The following is a 14,074-nucleotide window of genomic DNA, read 5'->3' as shown; positions in this document are numbered from 1 at the left end:
ATGCGCCGCTGCTTTTGGGAACGGAGCAAGATAGAGACATGGCCCGCAATCCCGATTCCGACTACCCAGCCGACTACGACGACCATGCCGCGGTGGTCACCGGGGCCGAGCACGAGGCCGCCGGCGTCAAGGCCGTCATGGTGTCGATGCAGCGAGGGATTGAGCAGATGGGACCGCTGCGCATGGCCGCGGCGTTGACCCGGCTCAATCAGCGGCACGGCTTCGACTGCCCCGGTTGCGCCTGGCCGGAGGAGCACGGCGGCCGCAAACTCGCCGAGTTCTGCGAGAACGGCGCCAAGGCGGTCGCCGAGGAAGCCACCAAGCGCGTGGTGACCCCCGAGTTCTTCGCACGTCACACCGTCGACGAGCTCGAAGCCAAACCCGAGTTCTGGCTGTCGCAGCAGGGCCGGCTCACCCATCCGATGGTGCTGCGGCCCGGTGACAACCACTACCGCCCCATCGATTGGGACGATGCCTACCGGCTGATCGCCGACGAGCTCAACGCGCTGGATTCACCGGACGAAGCGCTGTTCTACACCTCCGGACGCACCAGCAATGAGGCCGCGTTCCTGTACCAGTTGATGGTGCGCAGCTACGGCACCAACAACCTGCCGGACTGTTCGAACATGTGCCACGAATCGTCGGGCACGGCGTTGACCGAATCGATCGGCATCGGCAAGGGTTCGGTCACCGTCGAGGATCTGACGCTGGCCGACGTCATCCTGATCGCCGGGCAGAATCCGGGCACCAACCATCCCCGCATGCTGTCGATCCTGGAGAAGGCAAAAGCCAACGGCGCCAAGATCATCGCCGTCAACCCGCTACCCGAAGCGGGGCTGATCCGGTTCAAGGATCCTCAGAAGGTGCACGGCGTCGTGGGCCACGGTGTCTCGATCGCCGACGAGTTCGTGCAGATCCGCATCGGCGGCGACATGGCGTTGTTCGCCGGACTGGGCCGCTTGCTGCTGGAGGCTGACGAAATGGCCGGCGGCACCGGCTCGCCTGTTGTGGACCATGATTTCGTCGCCGCGCACTGCGCAGGATTCGACGATTACGCCGCCCAGACCCGCGCTGTGGACCTCGACATCGTCACCGCGGCCACCGGTGTCGATCGCGCACAGCTGCAGCGGGTCGCCGACATGCTCATCGCCTCGCAGCGCACCGTGATGTGCTGGGCGATGGGTCTGACCCAGCAGCGCCACGCGGTGGCCACCATCGGCGAGGCCACCAACTTGTTGTTGATGCGCGGCATGATCGGCAAGCCCGGCGCCGGGGTGTGCCCCGTGCGTGGCCACTCGAATGTGCAGGGCGATCGCACGATGGGTATCTGGGAGAAGATGCCCGAGAAGTTCCTGACTGCCCTCGACAGCCGGTTCGGGATAGCCAGCCCGCGCAAGCATGGTTACGACACCGTCGACGCGATCCGTGCGATGCGCGACGGCCGCGCGAAGGTGTTCATCGGCATGGGCGGCAACTTCGTCTCAGCCACCCCGGACACCGAGGTCACCGAGGCCGCGTTGCGCAGTTGCACCCTGACCGTGCAGATTTCGACGAAACTCAACCGCAGTCACCTGGTGCACGGTGCGACCGCGCTGATCCTGCCGACACTGGGCCGGACCGACCGAGACATCATCAACGGCCACAAACAGCAGGTGTCGGTGGAGGATTCGATGTCGATGGTGCATCTGTCACGCGGCAGCCTGCACCCGCCCAGCGATCAGTTGCGCAGTGAGGTCGGCATCGTCTGTCAGCTCGCTCGTACCCTGCTCGGCCCAGATCATCCTGTCCCGTGGGAGACCTTCGCCGGCGACTACGACACGATCCGCGACGCCATCGCCGCTGTCGTGCCCGGCTGTGAGGGATACAACGCCCGGGTGCGCCAGCCCGACGGGTTCCAACTCCCCCACCCGCCGCGGGATTCCCGCGAATTCCACACCCACACAGGTAAAGCCAACTTCGCGGTGAATCCGCTGGAGTGGGTTCCGGTGCCCGAGGGCCGGCTCGTGCTGCAGACCCTGCGCAGCCACGACCAGTACAACACCACCATCTATGGCCTCGACGACCGCTATCGCGGGGTGAAGGGTGGCCGCCGGGTGGTGTTCGTCAATCCCGCCGACATCGAACGGTTGGGTTTCAAGGTGGGCGACCGGGTTGATCTGGTGTCGGAGTTCAACGGCGAGGAACGCCGGGCGAAGGACTTTCTTGTGGTCGAATACTCGACCCCGGTGGGCAATGCTGCCGCCTACTACCCGGAGACCAACCCATTGGTTCCGCTCGACCACACCGCGGAGCGGTCCAATACCCCGGTGTCCAAGGCCGTCGTCATAAGGCTCGAGCCATGGGCCGAGTGACCGCGCGCCGCCGCGCTCATCACGTCACCGCGGACCATGCCGAGGCCCGGCCGGAGACGCTCGTCGTCGAGGAACCGTTGGAGATCCGGGTCAACGGCACACCGATCACCGTCACCATGCGCACCCCAGGGTCGGACATCGAACTGGCGCAAGGGTTCCTGCTGACCGAGGGGGTGATCCGGGGTCGCGAGGACGTGCTCACCGTCCGATACTGCCGGGGCGCGAACGACGAAGGTGTGAACACCTACAACGTGCTCGACGTGACACTTGGCCAGGATGTGCCGGCGCCAGAGGTTGACGTCACCCGAAACTTCTACACCACTTCGTCATGCGGCGTGTGCGGCAAGGCCTCGTTGGACGCCGTCCGGCTGATCAGCCGCTACTGCCCTGGCGACGATCCATCCACGGTCGCCGCCGAGACCCTTTCGGCGATGCCCGCCCAACTGCGCGACGCCCAAAAGGTTTTCGCCAGCACCGGCGGTCTGCACGGTGCAGCCCTGTTCACGGCGGACGGCACAATGCTGACCGTCCGGGAGGACATCGGCAGGCACAATGCGGTGGACAAGGTGATCGGTTGGGCGCTGGAACAGAATCGGATACCGCTGACCGGCACCGTACTGCTCGTCAGCGGTCGAGCCTCGTTCGAGCTCACCCAGAAGGCAGTGATGGCGGGCATTCCGGTGCTGGCGGCTGTCTCGGCGCCGTCGTCACTGGCCGTCGACCTGGCCAGCCAGTCCGGCCTGACCCTGGTCGCGTTCCTGCGCGGCGAGTCGATGAACGTCTACACCCGTCCCGACCGCGTGAAGCACTAGCCGCGAGCAGAAAAGTTAAGCGCTCTTGTCGCGGCGCTCGGAACGAGATGGCTTGCGCGGCACGATGGTCGGCAGCACGTTGTCCTGCACGGTCTCCTTGGTGACGACGACCTTGGCGACGTCGTCGCGGCTGGGGATGTCGTACATCACCGGCAGCAGCACCTCTTCCATGATGGCGCGCAGCCCGCGGGCTCCGGTGCCACGGTGGATGGCCTGATCGGCGATGGCATCCAGTGCTTCCTCAGTGAATTCCAGCTCGACGCCGTCCATCTCGAACAGTCGCAGGTACTGCTTGACGAGCGCGTTCTTGGGTTCCGAGAGGATCTTGACCAGTGATTCCTTGTCGAGGTTGGTCACTGAAGCGACGATCGGCAGGCGGCCGATGAACTCCGGGATCAGACCGAACTTGATCAGGTCCTCCGGCATCACATCGGCGAAGTGGTCCTGGGTGTCGATCTCGGCCTTGCTGCGTACCTCCGCGCCGAAGCCGAGGCCCCGCTTGCCGACCCGGTCGGAGACGATCTTCTCCAGCCCGGCGAAGGCCCCCGCGACGATGAACAGCACATTCGTGGTGTCGATCTGGATGAATTCCTGGTGCGGATGCTTACGTCCACCCTGCGGCGGCACCGACGCCTGGGTGCCCTCCAGAATCTTCAGGAGGGCTTGCTGCACGCCCTCACCGGAGACGTCGCGGGTGATCGACGGGTTCTCGCTCTTGCGGGCGATCTTGTCGACCTCGTCGATGTAGATGATGCCGGTCTCGGCGCGCTTGACGTCATAGTCGGCAGCCTGGATCAGCTTGAGCAGGATGTTCTCGACGTCCTCACCGACATAGCCGGCTTCAGTGAGTGCCGTCGCATCCGCAATTGCGAACGGGACATTGAGCATCTTGGCCAGCGTCTGCGCCAGATAGGTCTTACCGCAGCCCGTAGGGCCCAGCATCAAAATGTTGGACTTGGTCAGCTCGACGGGCTCGGATCGGGAATCGCGCGCCTTCTCCTGCGCCTGAATCCGCTTGTAGTGGTTGTAGACCGCCACAGCCAGCGTCCGCTTCGCAGTGTCCTGGCCGATGACATAGCCCTCGAGGAAGTCGCGGATCTCGACCGGTTTGGGCAGCTCGTCGAGTTTGACGTCGTCGGCGTCGGCGAGCTCCTCCTCGATGATCTCGTTGCACAGGTCGATGCACTCATCGCAGATATATACGCCCGGCCCCGCGATGAGCTTCTTGACTTGCTTCTGGCTCTTCCCACAGAACGAGCACTTCAGCAGGTCACCACCGTCTCCAATGCGCGCCATATGGGGAGGCCCTACTTCCTGTTCGCGTCGGTCTTACGCCACTTGGTGGGTCACCTCGGGCGTAAACCCGACGCTACCCGTTCGTTCCGTCACGGTGCGACCGTTAAGCCCGAATCGCTCCGTTGGTATTTACCGTGTGCAGGAGAACATATCGCTCCTGGTGGCTTGCCACCCCTCAGCACGCGGACTGTGTCCCTGGCGTGTCGCCGCGGTAATCGGACAGAGGTCTGAGAACAACGCCAAAACCGTGATGTTCGCCGGTCACCACGATACCGTGCGCGCCGTCGGGGCCGGTCGCGAAGTTGAGGCAAACGCCCCATGCGCTGCGGTTATGGCCCGCTGCAGGGTGGTGCACATGACAAAACCACGTACCCCGTTGGACGCCGCAACGGCAGTCTTGACCGATCCGACCCTGCCCGCGGGGGCCGACGAGAGGTTCGTCGGCTTCGGCGTCATGGGATTTCCCTTCGCCAGTGGCCACTACCTGGCGCTGCGTCACTTCCCCGCGACGACGTTCTCGCCGGGCTACCGATCGGTGTGGCACCGCGATCCGACCGGCGTGTGGACGTTCTACGCCACCACCCCGGGCCAGCAGAGCTGTGCCAGGTATTTCAGCTCGGCGACACCGAACGACGCGGTCCAGTGCGACATCGACTTCGCCTGGGTGGACCCGTGGTCGCTGTTCGTCGGTATCCCCGGACTGCTGGAATGGACCGTCGATATCCGCTCGACCGGGTCGACGCGCCTGGTCAGCACTCTGGGCGGGTGGTTGCCCACTCGCGCGTGGACCAGTCCGGCCATGCTCGCGCTCATCGGCCGCACGGCAGGAACCCTGCTGCGCGCGGGCACCATCCAACTGGCCGGGACTGCCCCGAACGGCCAGCACTTCATGATCGCGCCGACACAGGTGTGGCTCGCAGACGGGCACGCCGTGCTGCAGGGCACCGACCTCGGTCCGGCCGGACCACTGGACCGCCAGGCCGTGCTGGCCGACTTCCGGCCCCCGCAGCGTGGCATCTTCGTGGTCGGTTCCGGACACTTCGACACGTTCGACGCGGCCCGGCACCGCGCCGCCCGCACCGTCCTGATCGACGGAACGACGCCGGACCTGGGCGCATAATCAGCGAATGGCTTCGCAGCCGGCTCCGCCGGAGCCGTCGATCCGATCACCGAGTCGGGCCGAGTTGCTGGCGGCCCTGTCGGTGGCGGTCGATCTCGGGCTCGGCCAGCCCAGTGAGCACATGCTGCGGTCGGCGTTGATCGCGACCAGGCTCGCCGATCGGCTAGGCCTGAGCAGGCCGCAGCGCGACTGCATCTACTACACGACGTTGATCATGTGGATCGGGTGCCACGCGGATTCACATGAGTACGCACAGTGGTTCGGAGACGACATCGCGGTGCGCCACGACACCTACTCCGTCGACGTGTCGGGGCTGCCGTTCCTGCGGTTTCTGGTCAACAACGTCGCTCGCGGTGAGCCGTTGGCACACCGGCTGCAGGTGATGGCGACGTTGATGGTCAACGCCCGCGGCCACCTGTCCCGGATGATTCACTCGCACTGCACGTCCGCTGCCCTGCTGGCTGACCGGATGGGACTCGGACCCGACGTCCAGGCCGCGCTGGCGTTCGCGTTCGAACGCTACGACGGCGGCGGCATGCCCGCCGGCGTGCGCGGTGACGACATTCCGATACAGATGCGGGTCGCACAGCTCGCCGATCTGGCCGAAGTGCACCACCGGACCCACGGGGTCGCCGGTGCGGTGGCGATGGCGTCGCGCCGGCGCGGCGGCCAGTTCGATCCGCAGGTAGTCGACGTGTTCGTGCGTGATGCCGACGCGATCCTTGCCGGCCCGCCGACCGGGGACGCGTGGGCGGCCGCGCTGAAGGAGGCGCCGGATCGCCACGACGAGCTCGACGACCGGGGCCTGGATTCGCTGCTCATGGCCCTGGGTGACTTCGTGGATCTCAAGTGCCCGTTCACTCTCGGGCATTCGCGGGCAGTGGCAGCGCTGGCGGCAGACGCTGCCACAACGGCAGGCCTCGATGCCGCAGCGGTGGCGCTGGTTCGGCGGGCGGGCCACGTCCACGATCTGGGCCGCATCGGGGTGTCGAACCAGATCTGGTCCAAGCCGGGACCGTTGACCGCGGCGGAATTCGAGCGCGTGCGGCTGCACCCGTATCTGACGGTGCGGATCCTCAGCCAGGTGCGGGGGCTTGGTCCGGTGGCCCAGCTCGCAGGCAACCACCATGAATGCCTCGACGGCTCAGGGTATCCGCGTGGCCTCACCGAGGCGACGCTCAGCCTGCCCGACCGGATTCTCGCTGCTGCCGTCGGCTACCAATCCGGTTGTGAGCCAAGGCCATACCGCGAGGAGCTGACTCCCACAGCCGCGGCACGACGGCTTCGCGAGCGGGTGGCCGCCGGTGAACTCGACGCCGCCGCGGTCGCGGCGGTACTGCACGCTGCCGGACACCGCGCCGAACGCCCGAAAGTACGGCCGGACGGTCTGACCCCGCGCGAGGTCGACGTGCTGCGCCTCGTTGCGCGAGGCGCGTCGAACAAGGAGATCGCGGAATCGCTCGTGATCAGCCAGAAGACGGCCCGCAATCACGTCGAGCGCACCTACGCGAAGATCGGGGTGTCCAACCGCATCGGCGCCAGCATGTACGCGCTGCGCCACGGTCTGGTGAATCCGGTGTAGCGGCCGACGAGAAGTTGAGGCAAACGCCTCATGTGCCCGTGCACGCAGCGCGCAAGTATCGCGGTATGACCCAAACAGCCTCCGCGACCGACGCGGACCGTGCACTCAAGGCCAAGCAGCGCGCCCTGTGGGCGTCCGGAAACTATCCCGCGGTCGCTGCGGACCTGATCCCACAACTCGGCCCCGAGCTGGTGCGGGCCAGCGGGCTCGGCCCCGGCGACCGCGTACTCGATGTCGCCGCGGGAGCCGGCAATGCTGCGATCCCCGCCGCGGCAGCCGGGGCGGCGGTCACCGCAAGCGATCTCACTCCCGAACTGTTCGACGCCGGCCGCGCGATCGCCGCCCAGCGCGGCGTCGACGTGACGTGGGCCGAAGCGGACGCCGAGGCATTACCGTTCGCGGACAACGGTTTCGACGTGGTGATGTCCTGTGTCGGCGCCATGTTCGCACCGCACCACCAGCCGACCGCCGACGAACTCGTGCGCGTGTGCCGACCGGGCGGCACGATCGCGATGATCAACTGGACGCCCACCGGATTCATCGGCCGGTTGTTCGCCACGATGAAGCCCTATGCGCCTCCCCTACCGCCGGGCGCCAGCCCGGCGCCGCTGTGGGGAGATCCCGACCATGTACGAGAGCTGTTCGGCGACAGGGTGACTGCGCTGACGATGCACCGCCGAACGATCACCATGGACCACTGCGCCACGCCGGAGGAATTCCGCGAGTACTGGAAGGCCAACTACGGGCCGACCATCGCGGTCTACAACTTCAACGCCGAATCCCCCGAACGCGTCGAGGCACTCGACCACGCCTTTCTGACTTTCCTGACCGAGACCAATCAGGCCATCGAGCGCACGGCCTATGAGGCCGAGTATCTGCTTGTCACCGCTGTCAAAGTGTGAGGGGGACACAACGCAAAACGACACGGGTCCCCCGGGGGCCCGTGTCGTTTTGCGAACAGAACCTATGCGGTCTGCGCGGACAGCTTGCGGTATTCCAGCACGGTGTCGATGATCCCGTAGTCCTTGGCCTGCTCGGCGGTGAGGATCTTGTCGCGGTCGGTGTCCTTGCGGATGACCTCGGCATCCTTGCCGGTGTGGCGGGCCAGCGTGGTCTCCATCAGCGTGCGCATCCGCTCGATCTCGGCAGCCTGGATCTCCAGATCGGAGAACTGGCCCTGGATGACGCCGCCCAGCGAGGGCTGGTGGATCAGCACGCGGGCGTTGGGCAACGCCATCCGCTTACCAGGCGTGCCGGCGGCCAGCAGCACCGCGGCGGCCGAGGCGGCCTGCCCCAGACACACGGTCTGGATGTCGGCGCGCACGTACTGCATGGTGTCGTAAATCGCCATCAGTGAGGTGAACGAGCCACCGGGCGAGTTGATGTACATGGTGATGTCGCGGTCGGGATCCAGCGACTCCAGCACGAGCAGCTGGGCCATGATGTCGTTGGCCGACGCGTCGTCCACCTGCACGCCGAGGAAGATGATGCGTTCCTCGAACAGCTTGTTGTACGGGTTGGACTCCTTGACGCCGAAGCTCGAATGCTCGATGAACGACGGCAGGATGTAGCGCGCCTGGGGCTGAAGACGGGGGTCCGTGTGGTCGGTCATTTGTCGAGTCCTGCTCCTGGGCCTGAACCGTTGACGTTGGCATTGGTGATGATGTGGTCGACGAAGCCGTATTCGAGTGCCTCCGGCGCGGTGAACCAACGGTCACGATCGGAGTCGGCCTCGATGCGCTCGATGCTCTGCCCGGTGAACTCGGCGTTGAGCCGGAACATCTCTTTCTTGATGACGGCGAACTGCTCGGCCTGGATGGCGATATCGGCCGCGCTGCCGGTGACACCGCCCAGCGGCTGGTGCATCAGGATCCGCGCGTGCGGAAGGGCGTAGCGCTTGCCCTTGGTGCCCGCGGCGAGCAGGAACTCACCCATCGAGGCGGCCATGCCCATGGCGTACGTGGCAATGTCGCACGGTGCCAGCACCATGGTGTCGTAGACCGCCATGCCCGCCGAGATGGATCCACCCGGCGAGTTGATGTAGAGGTGGATGTCCTTCGTCGGATCCTCCGCCGACAGCAGCAGAATCTGCGCGCACAGCTTGTTGGCGATGTCGTCGTCCACTTGGGAACCCAGGAAGATGATTCGCTCGGCGAGCAGCCGCTCGTACACCGAGTCGACAAGGTTGAGCCCCTGCCCGGCGCCACGCATGTCAGTCACGACTGGATACCTGCTTTCTCTTACGTCTTGGTACTGACGACACTAACCAACCTGAACCGCCGTGCACTCCCGTAAAGGCGCGCGTTCGCTCACAGCGTCACTTGTCGGTGTCGTCGGCCTCGTCTGTGGCTTCGCTGCCCTCGGCGTCGTCGGCAACCTCGGCAGTGTCTTCGGCGGCGGCCTGATCAGCCGGCGGTCCGAAGAATTCCGCGGTGTCGATCACGGTGCCGTCGGTGTCGGTGACCGTGGCGGCGTGCACCACCGCGGCGATGGTCAGTCCACGGCGCACGTCGGCGAACATCGCGGGCAGCTGGTTGTTCTGCTGCAAGATCTGGATCAGCTGCTGCGGCTCCAGCCCGTACTGGCGCGACATCAGCACGAGCCGCTCGGTGAGGTCGTTCTGGCCGACCTCGATCTCGAGCTTGTCAGCGACGGCGTCCATCAGCAGCTGGGTCTTGACGGCCTTCTCGGCGTTGCTGCGGTTGTCGGCGTCGAATTCCTCGCGGCTGCTGCCCTGCTCGGTCAGCGTCTCGGCGAACTTGTCCTCGTCGTGTTCCATACCGTGGATCGCGTTGTGCAGCGTGTCGTCGACCTGCGCCTGAACGATCTTCTCCGGCAGCGGAACCTCGGTCTGCTCCAGCAGTTCCTCGATCGCCTTGTCGCGGATCTGCTCGGCCTGTTGCACGCTCTTCGCCCGGCGCACCTGGTCGGTGAGGCTCTCTTTGAGCTCGTCGATGGTGTCGAATTCGCTTGCCAGCTGGGCGAATTCGTCGTCGGGCTCAGGCAGCTCGCGCTCCTTGACCGACTTGACCGTGACCGTCACCTCGGCGTCCTGCCCGGCGTACTCGCCGGCGGCCAGCTTGGTGGTGAACACCTTGGACTCATCAGCCTTGAGACCCTTGATCGCGTCGTCGAGGCCCTCGATCAGCTGACCGGAACCGACCTCGTGGGACAGACCCTCGGTGGCTGCCTCCGGGACCTCTTTGCCGTCGACGGTGGCTGACAGGTCGATCGAGACGAAGTCGCCTTCCTGTGCGCCACGCTCGACACCGGTCAGCGTGCCGAACCGGGCCCGCAGGGTCTGCAGCTCGGCGTCGACCTCCTCGTCAGTCACCTCGATCGGGTCGACGGTGATCTTCAGCGCCTCCAGATCGGGCAGCGTGATCTCCGGGCGGACGTCGACCTCGGCGGTGAACACCAGCTCCTCGTTGTCCTCGAGCTTGGTGATCTCGATGTCGGGCTGGCCCAGCGGCTTCACGTCCTGGGTCGTGACGGCCTCGCTGTACCGGCTCGGCAGCGCGTCGTTGACGACCTGCTCCAGCACGGCGCCGCGACCGACGCGGGCCTCCAGCAGCTTGCGCGGGGCCTTGCCGGGGCGGAAGCCGGGGAGCCGAACCTGCTTGGCCAGCTCCTTGAACGCGCGGTCAAAGTCTGGCTCAAGCTCGGTGAAGGGCACCTCCACATTGATGCGCACTCGCGTGGGGCTCAACTGCTCGACCGTGCTCTTCACTCTTGTGCTCCTCGATGTCTTTCCAGATGTCTCTGTCGTACTGGCGGGTAAGTCGGGGTGACAGGATTTGAACCTGCGGCCTTCCGCTCCCAAAGCGGATGCGCTACCAAGCTGCGCTACACCCCGTATTCGTGGCCGACCCGCAAGCGAAAACCCGCGAAAGGACCACGCGAGATACTACGTGCTGGCGACACGGAGCATTCAATTGGATTTGATTCGGGGCGCACCGGTACAGTGCTGGTGCTGCAACATGCGGGCGTAGCTCAATGGTAGAGCCTCAGTCTTCCAAACTGATTACGCGGGTTCGATTCCCGTCGCCCGCTCCATCAAAGCCCTGGAAAGGCGTGTTTACCAGGGCGAACGAAGTTTCGACGACTGAACCGTCACGAGGCGGCATCAAGGCCCGTGGCGATGTCGGCCCGCAATCCGGTTGGATTCCTCAAGGCTTAGCCATTCAATCTCGGATTCGCCGAGGACTTCGGCAACGGCCTCCCAGTCCAGAACCCAATCGTCGTAACACACATCAGGGGTCCACCACAGAACGTAGTAGCCGCTGCCTGTCGGCCGCTTGGTGTCATCGTCGACCTCAACGTAAAAGCCCTCATGCCGCCCGCGGAGGACGCGGCCGACCCGTCCCACTGGGGGTTTATCCCGCTGATGCATAGGCCGCCCTGAACTTCCTTGTGATTACGGACTGCAAAGTGACACCAGGGATACGCCAATTCGAGCAGGCAGGCAACACACGGAACTCGCGGTGCCCGTCCGCGACACCCTGCCGAAACCCGTGGTGTACACAGCCCGTTCGACGCCGGCAATAACCTTCCAAACTAGCTACGCCGGGTTCGATTCCCGCCGCCCGCTCCACCAGCTACCTGCGGCGACGCGGTAGCGCAGACGTTCGGACGGAATTCCCGTACCGCGCCCGTACCGCCACTCAGAGCGGTACGGGCATTTCCTTTGTTACCGCTGGGACTCCCGAGCCTGGAGTTACCAGTGTTGCGTGACGGCCACTCATGGCCACCCCGCGCCCGGCGTGTCGCATTGCATCGAACAGATGTTCGTATACCGTGAATTGCAGTCGGGCTCGATTACGACAGAGCCCTGAGAAATGCCGCCAAGGGCGGACCGAAGGACCGGAAGCATGACGATGACCGACGACCAGTGGGAACCTCTCGAACTTGGAGAAGTTGAGGTCGAGGTGTTCACGGCGCTCCGCGAGGGCGTGCCAGATTACCTCTACCGGTCACTGTGGACATGGATCTTCGATCGGTTCTCGGCGTCTGGCTCGACACAGAGGACTCGGATCTTCAATCCCCGCCTCGCGCGGGAATGTGAACGAGTCCTGAAGATCTCAATCGCAGACCATGGCCCGTACCCCGACGAGAGTTTTCACGCTGTCCAGAACGCAGTCCGGGGCCCAGACCTTTTGACCTGGCGGCTGGTCGACTTTCTCGCGTCGCAACTTCACCGCCGGAGCGGAGCGATTGACGAGCTGGGCAAGATCCTCGTCCAATCAGGGGCCGCTTGGGAGATCGGTGACCGACAGGGCAAGTCCGGACTTGTCCGCCGCGTACCCCAGGGAGTCAAGACCGCTGCCGAAGCGGCATTCCAAAAGCCCAACGCGGGTAAGAGATTGGCGGCTGCGTGGGAAGAGGCGTTCGGCGTCAACCCCGACCCGTCGAACGCCTACGCCCTGGCGGTCAAAGCAGTGGAGGATGCGTCCATCCCGGTGGTGCCGACCGGCAAGGCTGAATCGACGCTCGGCGATGTCATCCGCACGATTGATGGCGGAACCTGGAGGCTCCCGCATCTTCGGGAACACCATCTCGCGCCTACCCACGACGTCCTCGTCGGCATGCTCCGCACCCTCTGGCGCGGTCACCACGACCGCCACGGTGGACCCTCGACTGTCGGGGTTCCTGCCGTCACCCAGGAAGAGGCCGAGTCAGCAGTAATCCTGGCAGTGACCCTTGTTGGCTGGTTCGAGAGCGGACACATCCAGCAGTAGGGGGAAGCGGCACAACACTTCACCCAACGGAGGTTCGGATGACACCTGACCCGGAAGAAGCCGAGATGGCCATCGTCGATGTTGTCCCCGGTGGACCGGAGACGCACGCAGCCGTAAGAGTTGTGCGCATTAAGGCCCGCGACCTGAACGACACCCACATTGGTCAGTGGATCGGTGCCCACGAGAACGGCTACAACTACGGCCTGAAGATCCTGAAGGTCAAGCACGTCAACGAAGGCGCGGCCCCAGGAGTCACCGTGTGGTACCGGAAATCCCAGCTACCTGACGGCACTCCAGCGTCAGACTCCAACATGCACGTGCCGTTCGATACCGACATCGAACTCGTAGACATGATGGCTTGGTGAAAGCGCAGCCAATCGCGCATCAACCTCTCAGCGGCACAACGTTTTCCCCGTAGTCCGGTGCGGCTGCCATCGCGTCCAGCCGCCCATCGCCTCGGCGTGGTCGTCGGCGTTGGCCTACTTCACTCGCCTGAACCGGGCCAGCGCCAGCGCGAACAGCTGGGCACCATCGTCGTCGCGCCCTTGGCTCACTCGTAGGTGCAGCCTTCCATTTCGCCCCACTCCGGATGCTCGAGCATGGCGTCCTCGCACCACTCGGGATTCTCCGAACGCCACTGCACCTCTTCCTCATGGTCTGCAGCCTCGCGCCCTTCCGGAGAAGCCACGGACGCACCCGGTGAGTTGGCGGTGGCATGGCTGCCATTGCAGTTCAACGACAGCCACACTTCGTCCCAGCTGTACTCATAGATGGTGTCGTCGGTCGCCGGGCGCAGGTATTTGTGATCGCTGACGCTGGTGACGATGCACTCGTCCTGAGGTAGCCGGCCGCCGACGGTGGCGATCACTTTGGGTGTGAGATCGGCCTCCTCGAGCGTGGACGCCGCGTCGGCATACGTCTCGCCGACGACGTCCGGCGGGGCGGCGCCCGCCAGGCCGGACCCGAACAACGCACCAACCGACAACGCGAACCCGGCAGCGCTACCGACCACAATCTGACGACCTCTGAGCTTTGCCACGCGTCCGACCTCCCCTTTTCGGGTGGTGCGCTGGCAGCGTCTGCCTATCTCCGCGGCCGCGACCCGTCGGCACACCACGTAGAACTGGACCCTGACACTGACTTTACTCAGCGAATCAAGGCCACCCCGTGGAAAA

General features: G+C 65.1%; 12 protein-coding genes and 2 tRNA genes. 8 read left to right on the top strand and 6 right to left on the bottom strand.

Going from position 1 to position 14,074, the window contains the following annotated elements; all coding sequences use genetic code 11:
- The first annotated feature begins 38 nt into the window (after positions 1-38).
- A complete protein-coding gene (locus ABQF30_RS24995) occupies positions 39-2,351 on the top strand; it encodes an FdhF/YdeP family oxidoreductase (RefSeq protein WP_448468891.1) in 2,313 nt (770 codons plus the stop codon).
- Positions 2,339-3,163 carry a formate dehydrogenase accessory sulfurtransferase FdhD gene (gene fdhD / locus ABQF30_RS24990; RefSeq protein WP_448468889.1) on the top strand — a complete coding sequence of 275 codons (825 nt, stop codon included), beginning with the start codon at positions 2,339-2,341 and terminating at the stop codon, positions 3,161-3,163. Before ABQF30_RS24995 ends, fdhD begins: the two co-directional genes overlap by 13 nt.
- Positions 3,164-3,178: 15 nt before the next feature.
- Here the strand turns inward: fdhD and clpX are convergent, their stop codons facing one another.
- On the bottom strand, positions 3,179-4,459 hold the full coding sequence (gene clpX, locus ABQF30_RS24985) for an ATP-dependent Clp protease ATP-binding subunit ClpX (protein WP_448468887.1): 1,281 nt from the start codon (positions 4,457-4,459) through the stop codon (positions 3,179-3,181).
- Positions 4,460-4,814: 355 nt separating this feature from the next.
- Between clpX and ABQF30_RS24980 the strand changes: the two genes are divergently transcribed.
- The 3 genes from ABQF30_RS24980 (at position 4,815) to ABQF30_RS24970 (ending at position 8,063) form a co-directional block, all read left to right on the top strand.
- The gene (locus ABQF30_RS24980; protein WP_448468885.1) at positions 4,815-5,579 is read left to right on the top strand and encodes a hypothetical protein; all 765 of its coding nucleotides are present in this window, start codon (positions 4,815-4,817) and stop codon (positions 5,577-5,579) included.
- 7 nt (positions 5,580-5,586) lie between these two features.
- A complete protein-coding gene (locus ABQF30_RS24975; RefSeq protein WP_448468883.1) occupies positions 5,587-7,161 on the top strand; it encodes an HD domain-containing phosphohydrolase in 1,575 nt (524 codons plus the stop codon).
- A gap of 65 nt (positions 7,162-7,226) precedes the next feature.
- Positions 7,227-8,063: a class I SAM-dependent methyltransferase gene (locus tag ABQF30_RS24970; RefSeq protein WP_448468881.1), complete on the top strand. Its 837-nt coding sequence runs from the start codon at positions 7,227-7,229 to the stop codon at positions 8,061-8,063.
- A 62-nt stretch (positions 8,064-8,125) separates the two neighbouring features.
- Here ABQF30_RS24970 and clpP2 read toward each other — a convergent pair whose 3' ends face one another.
- The 4 genes from clpP2 to ABQF30_RS24950 form a co-directional block, all read right to left on the bottom strand.
- A complete protein-coding gene (gene clpP2, locus ABQF30_RS24965; protein WP_448468879.1) occupies positions 8,126-8,773 on the bottom strand; it encodes an ATP-dependent CLP protease proteolytic subunit ClpP2 in 648 nt (215 codons plus the stop codon).
- The gene (locus ABQF30_RS24960; protein WP_448469226.1) at positions 8,770-9,372 is read right to left on the bottom strand and encodes an ATP-dependent Clp protease proteolytic subunit; all 603 of its coding nucleotides are present in this window, start codon (positions 9,370-9,372) and stop codon (positions 8,770-8,772) included. Before ABQF30_RS24960 ends, clpP2 begins: the two co-directional genes overlap by 4 nt.
- Positions 9,373-9,478: 106 nt before the next feature.
- The gene (gene tig, locus ABQF30_RS24955; RefSeq protein ID WP_448468877.1) at positions 9,479-10,891 is read right to left on the bottom strand and encodes a trigger factor; all 1,413 of its coding nucleotides are present in this window, start codon (positions 10,889-10,891) and stop codon (positions 9,479-9,481) included.
- 52 nt (positions 10,892-10,943) lie between these two features.
- A tRNA-Pro gene (locus tag ABQF30_RS24950) sits at positions 10,944-11,017 on the bottom strand.
- A 126-nt stretch (positions 11,018-11,143) separates the two neighbouring features.
- Here ABQF30_RS24950 and ABQF30_RS24945 point away from each other — a divergent pair.
- From ABQF30_RS24945 to ABQF30_RS24935, 3 genes are all read left to right on the top strand, one after another.
- Positions 11,144-11,217: transfer RNA gene (locus ABQF30_RS24945), tRNA-Gly, on the top strand.
- 815 nt (positions 11,218-12,032) lie between these two features.
- The gene (locus tag ABQF30_RS24940) at positions 12,033-12,899 is read left to right on the top strand and encodes a hypothetical protein (RefSeq protein ID WP_448468875.1); all 867 of its coding nucleotides are present in this window, start codon (positions 12,033-12,035) and stop codon (positions 12,897-12,899) included.
- A 38-nt stretch (positions 12,900-12,937) separates the two neighbouring features.
- A complete protein-coding gene (locus tag ABQF30_RS24935; RefSeq protein ID WP_448468873.1) occupies positions 12,938-13,264 on the top strand; it encodes a hypothetical protein in 327 nt (108 codons plus the stop codon).
- A 185-nt stretch (positions 13,265-13,449) separates the two neighbouring features.
- On the opposite strand, the gene ABQF30_RS24930 is transcribed toward ABQF30_RS24935, so the two are convergent.
- Entirely contained in the window at positions 13,450-13,938 is a 489-nt protein-coding gene (locus tag ABQF30_RS24930; protein ID WP_448468871.1) for a PASTA domain-containing protein, read from the bottom strand.
- Positions 13,939-14,074 lie beyond the last annotated feature (136 nt).

The organism is Mycolicibacterium sp. XJ870 (assembly GCF_053483975.1).
This window is presented reverse-complemented; position numbering and strand designations above follow the sequence as displayed.

Excerpts from the sequence above, each read along its gene's own strand:
- clpP2 (WP_448468879.1), bottom strand. The coding sequence starts at position 8,773 with ATGACCGACCACACGGACCCCCGTCTTCAGCCCCAGGCGCGCTACATC.
- ABQF30_RS24940 (WP_448468875.1), top strand. The coding sequence starts at position 12,033 with ATGACGATGACCGACGACCAGTGGGAACCTCTCGAACTTGGAGAAGTT.
- fdhD (WP_448468889.1), top strand. The coding sequence starts at position 2,339 with ATGGGCCGAGTGACCGCGCGCCGCCGCGCTCATCACGTCACCGCGGAC.
- ABQF30_RS24975 (WP_448468883.1), top strand. The coding sequence starts at position 5,587 with ATGGCTTCGCAGCCGGCTCCGCCGGAGCCGTCGATCCGATCACCGAGT.
- ABQF30_RS24995 (WP_448468891.1), top strand. The coding sequence starts at position 39 with ATGGCCCGCAATCCCGATTCCGACTACCCAGCCGACTACGACGACCAT.
- ABQF30_RS24935 (WP_448468873.1), top strand. The coding sequence starts at position 12,938 with ATGACACCTGACCCGGAAGAAGCCGAGATGGCCATCGTCGATGTTGTC.
- ABQF30_RS24960 (WP_448469226.1), bottom strand. The coding sequence starts at position 9,372 with ATGCGTGGCGCCGGGCAGGGGCTCAACCTTGTCGACTCGGTGTACGAG.
- ABQF30_RS24970 (WP_448468881.1), top strand. The coding sequence starts at position 7,227 with ATGACCCAAACAGCCTCCGCGACCGACGCGGACCGTGCACTCAAGGCC.
- clpX (WP_448468887.1), bottom strand. The coding sequence starts at position 4,459 with ATGGCGCGCATTGGAGACGGTGGTGACCTGCTGAAGTGCTCGTTCTGT.
- ABQF30_RS24980 (WP_448468885.1), top strand. The coding sequence starts at position 4,815 with ATGACAAAACCACGTACCCCGTTGGACGCCGCAACGGCAGTCTTGACC.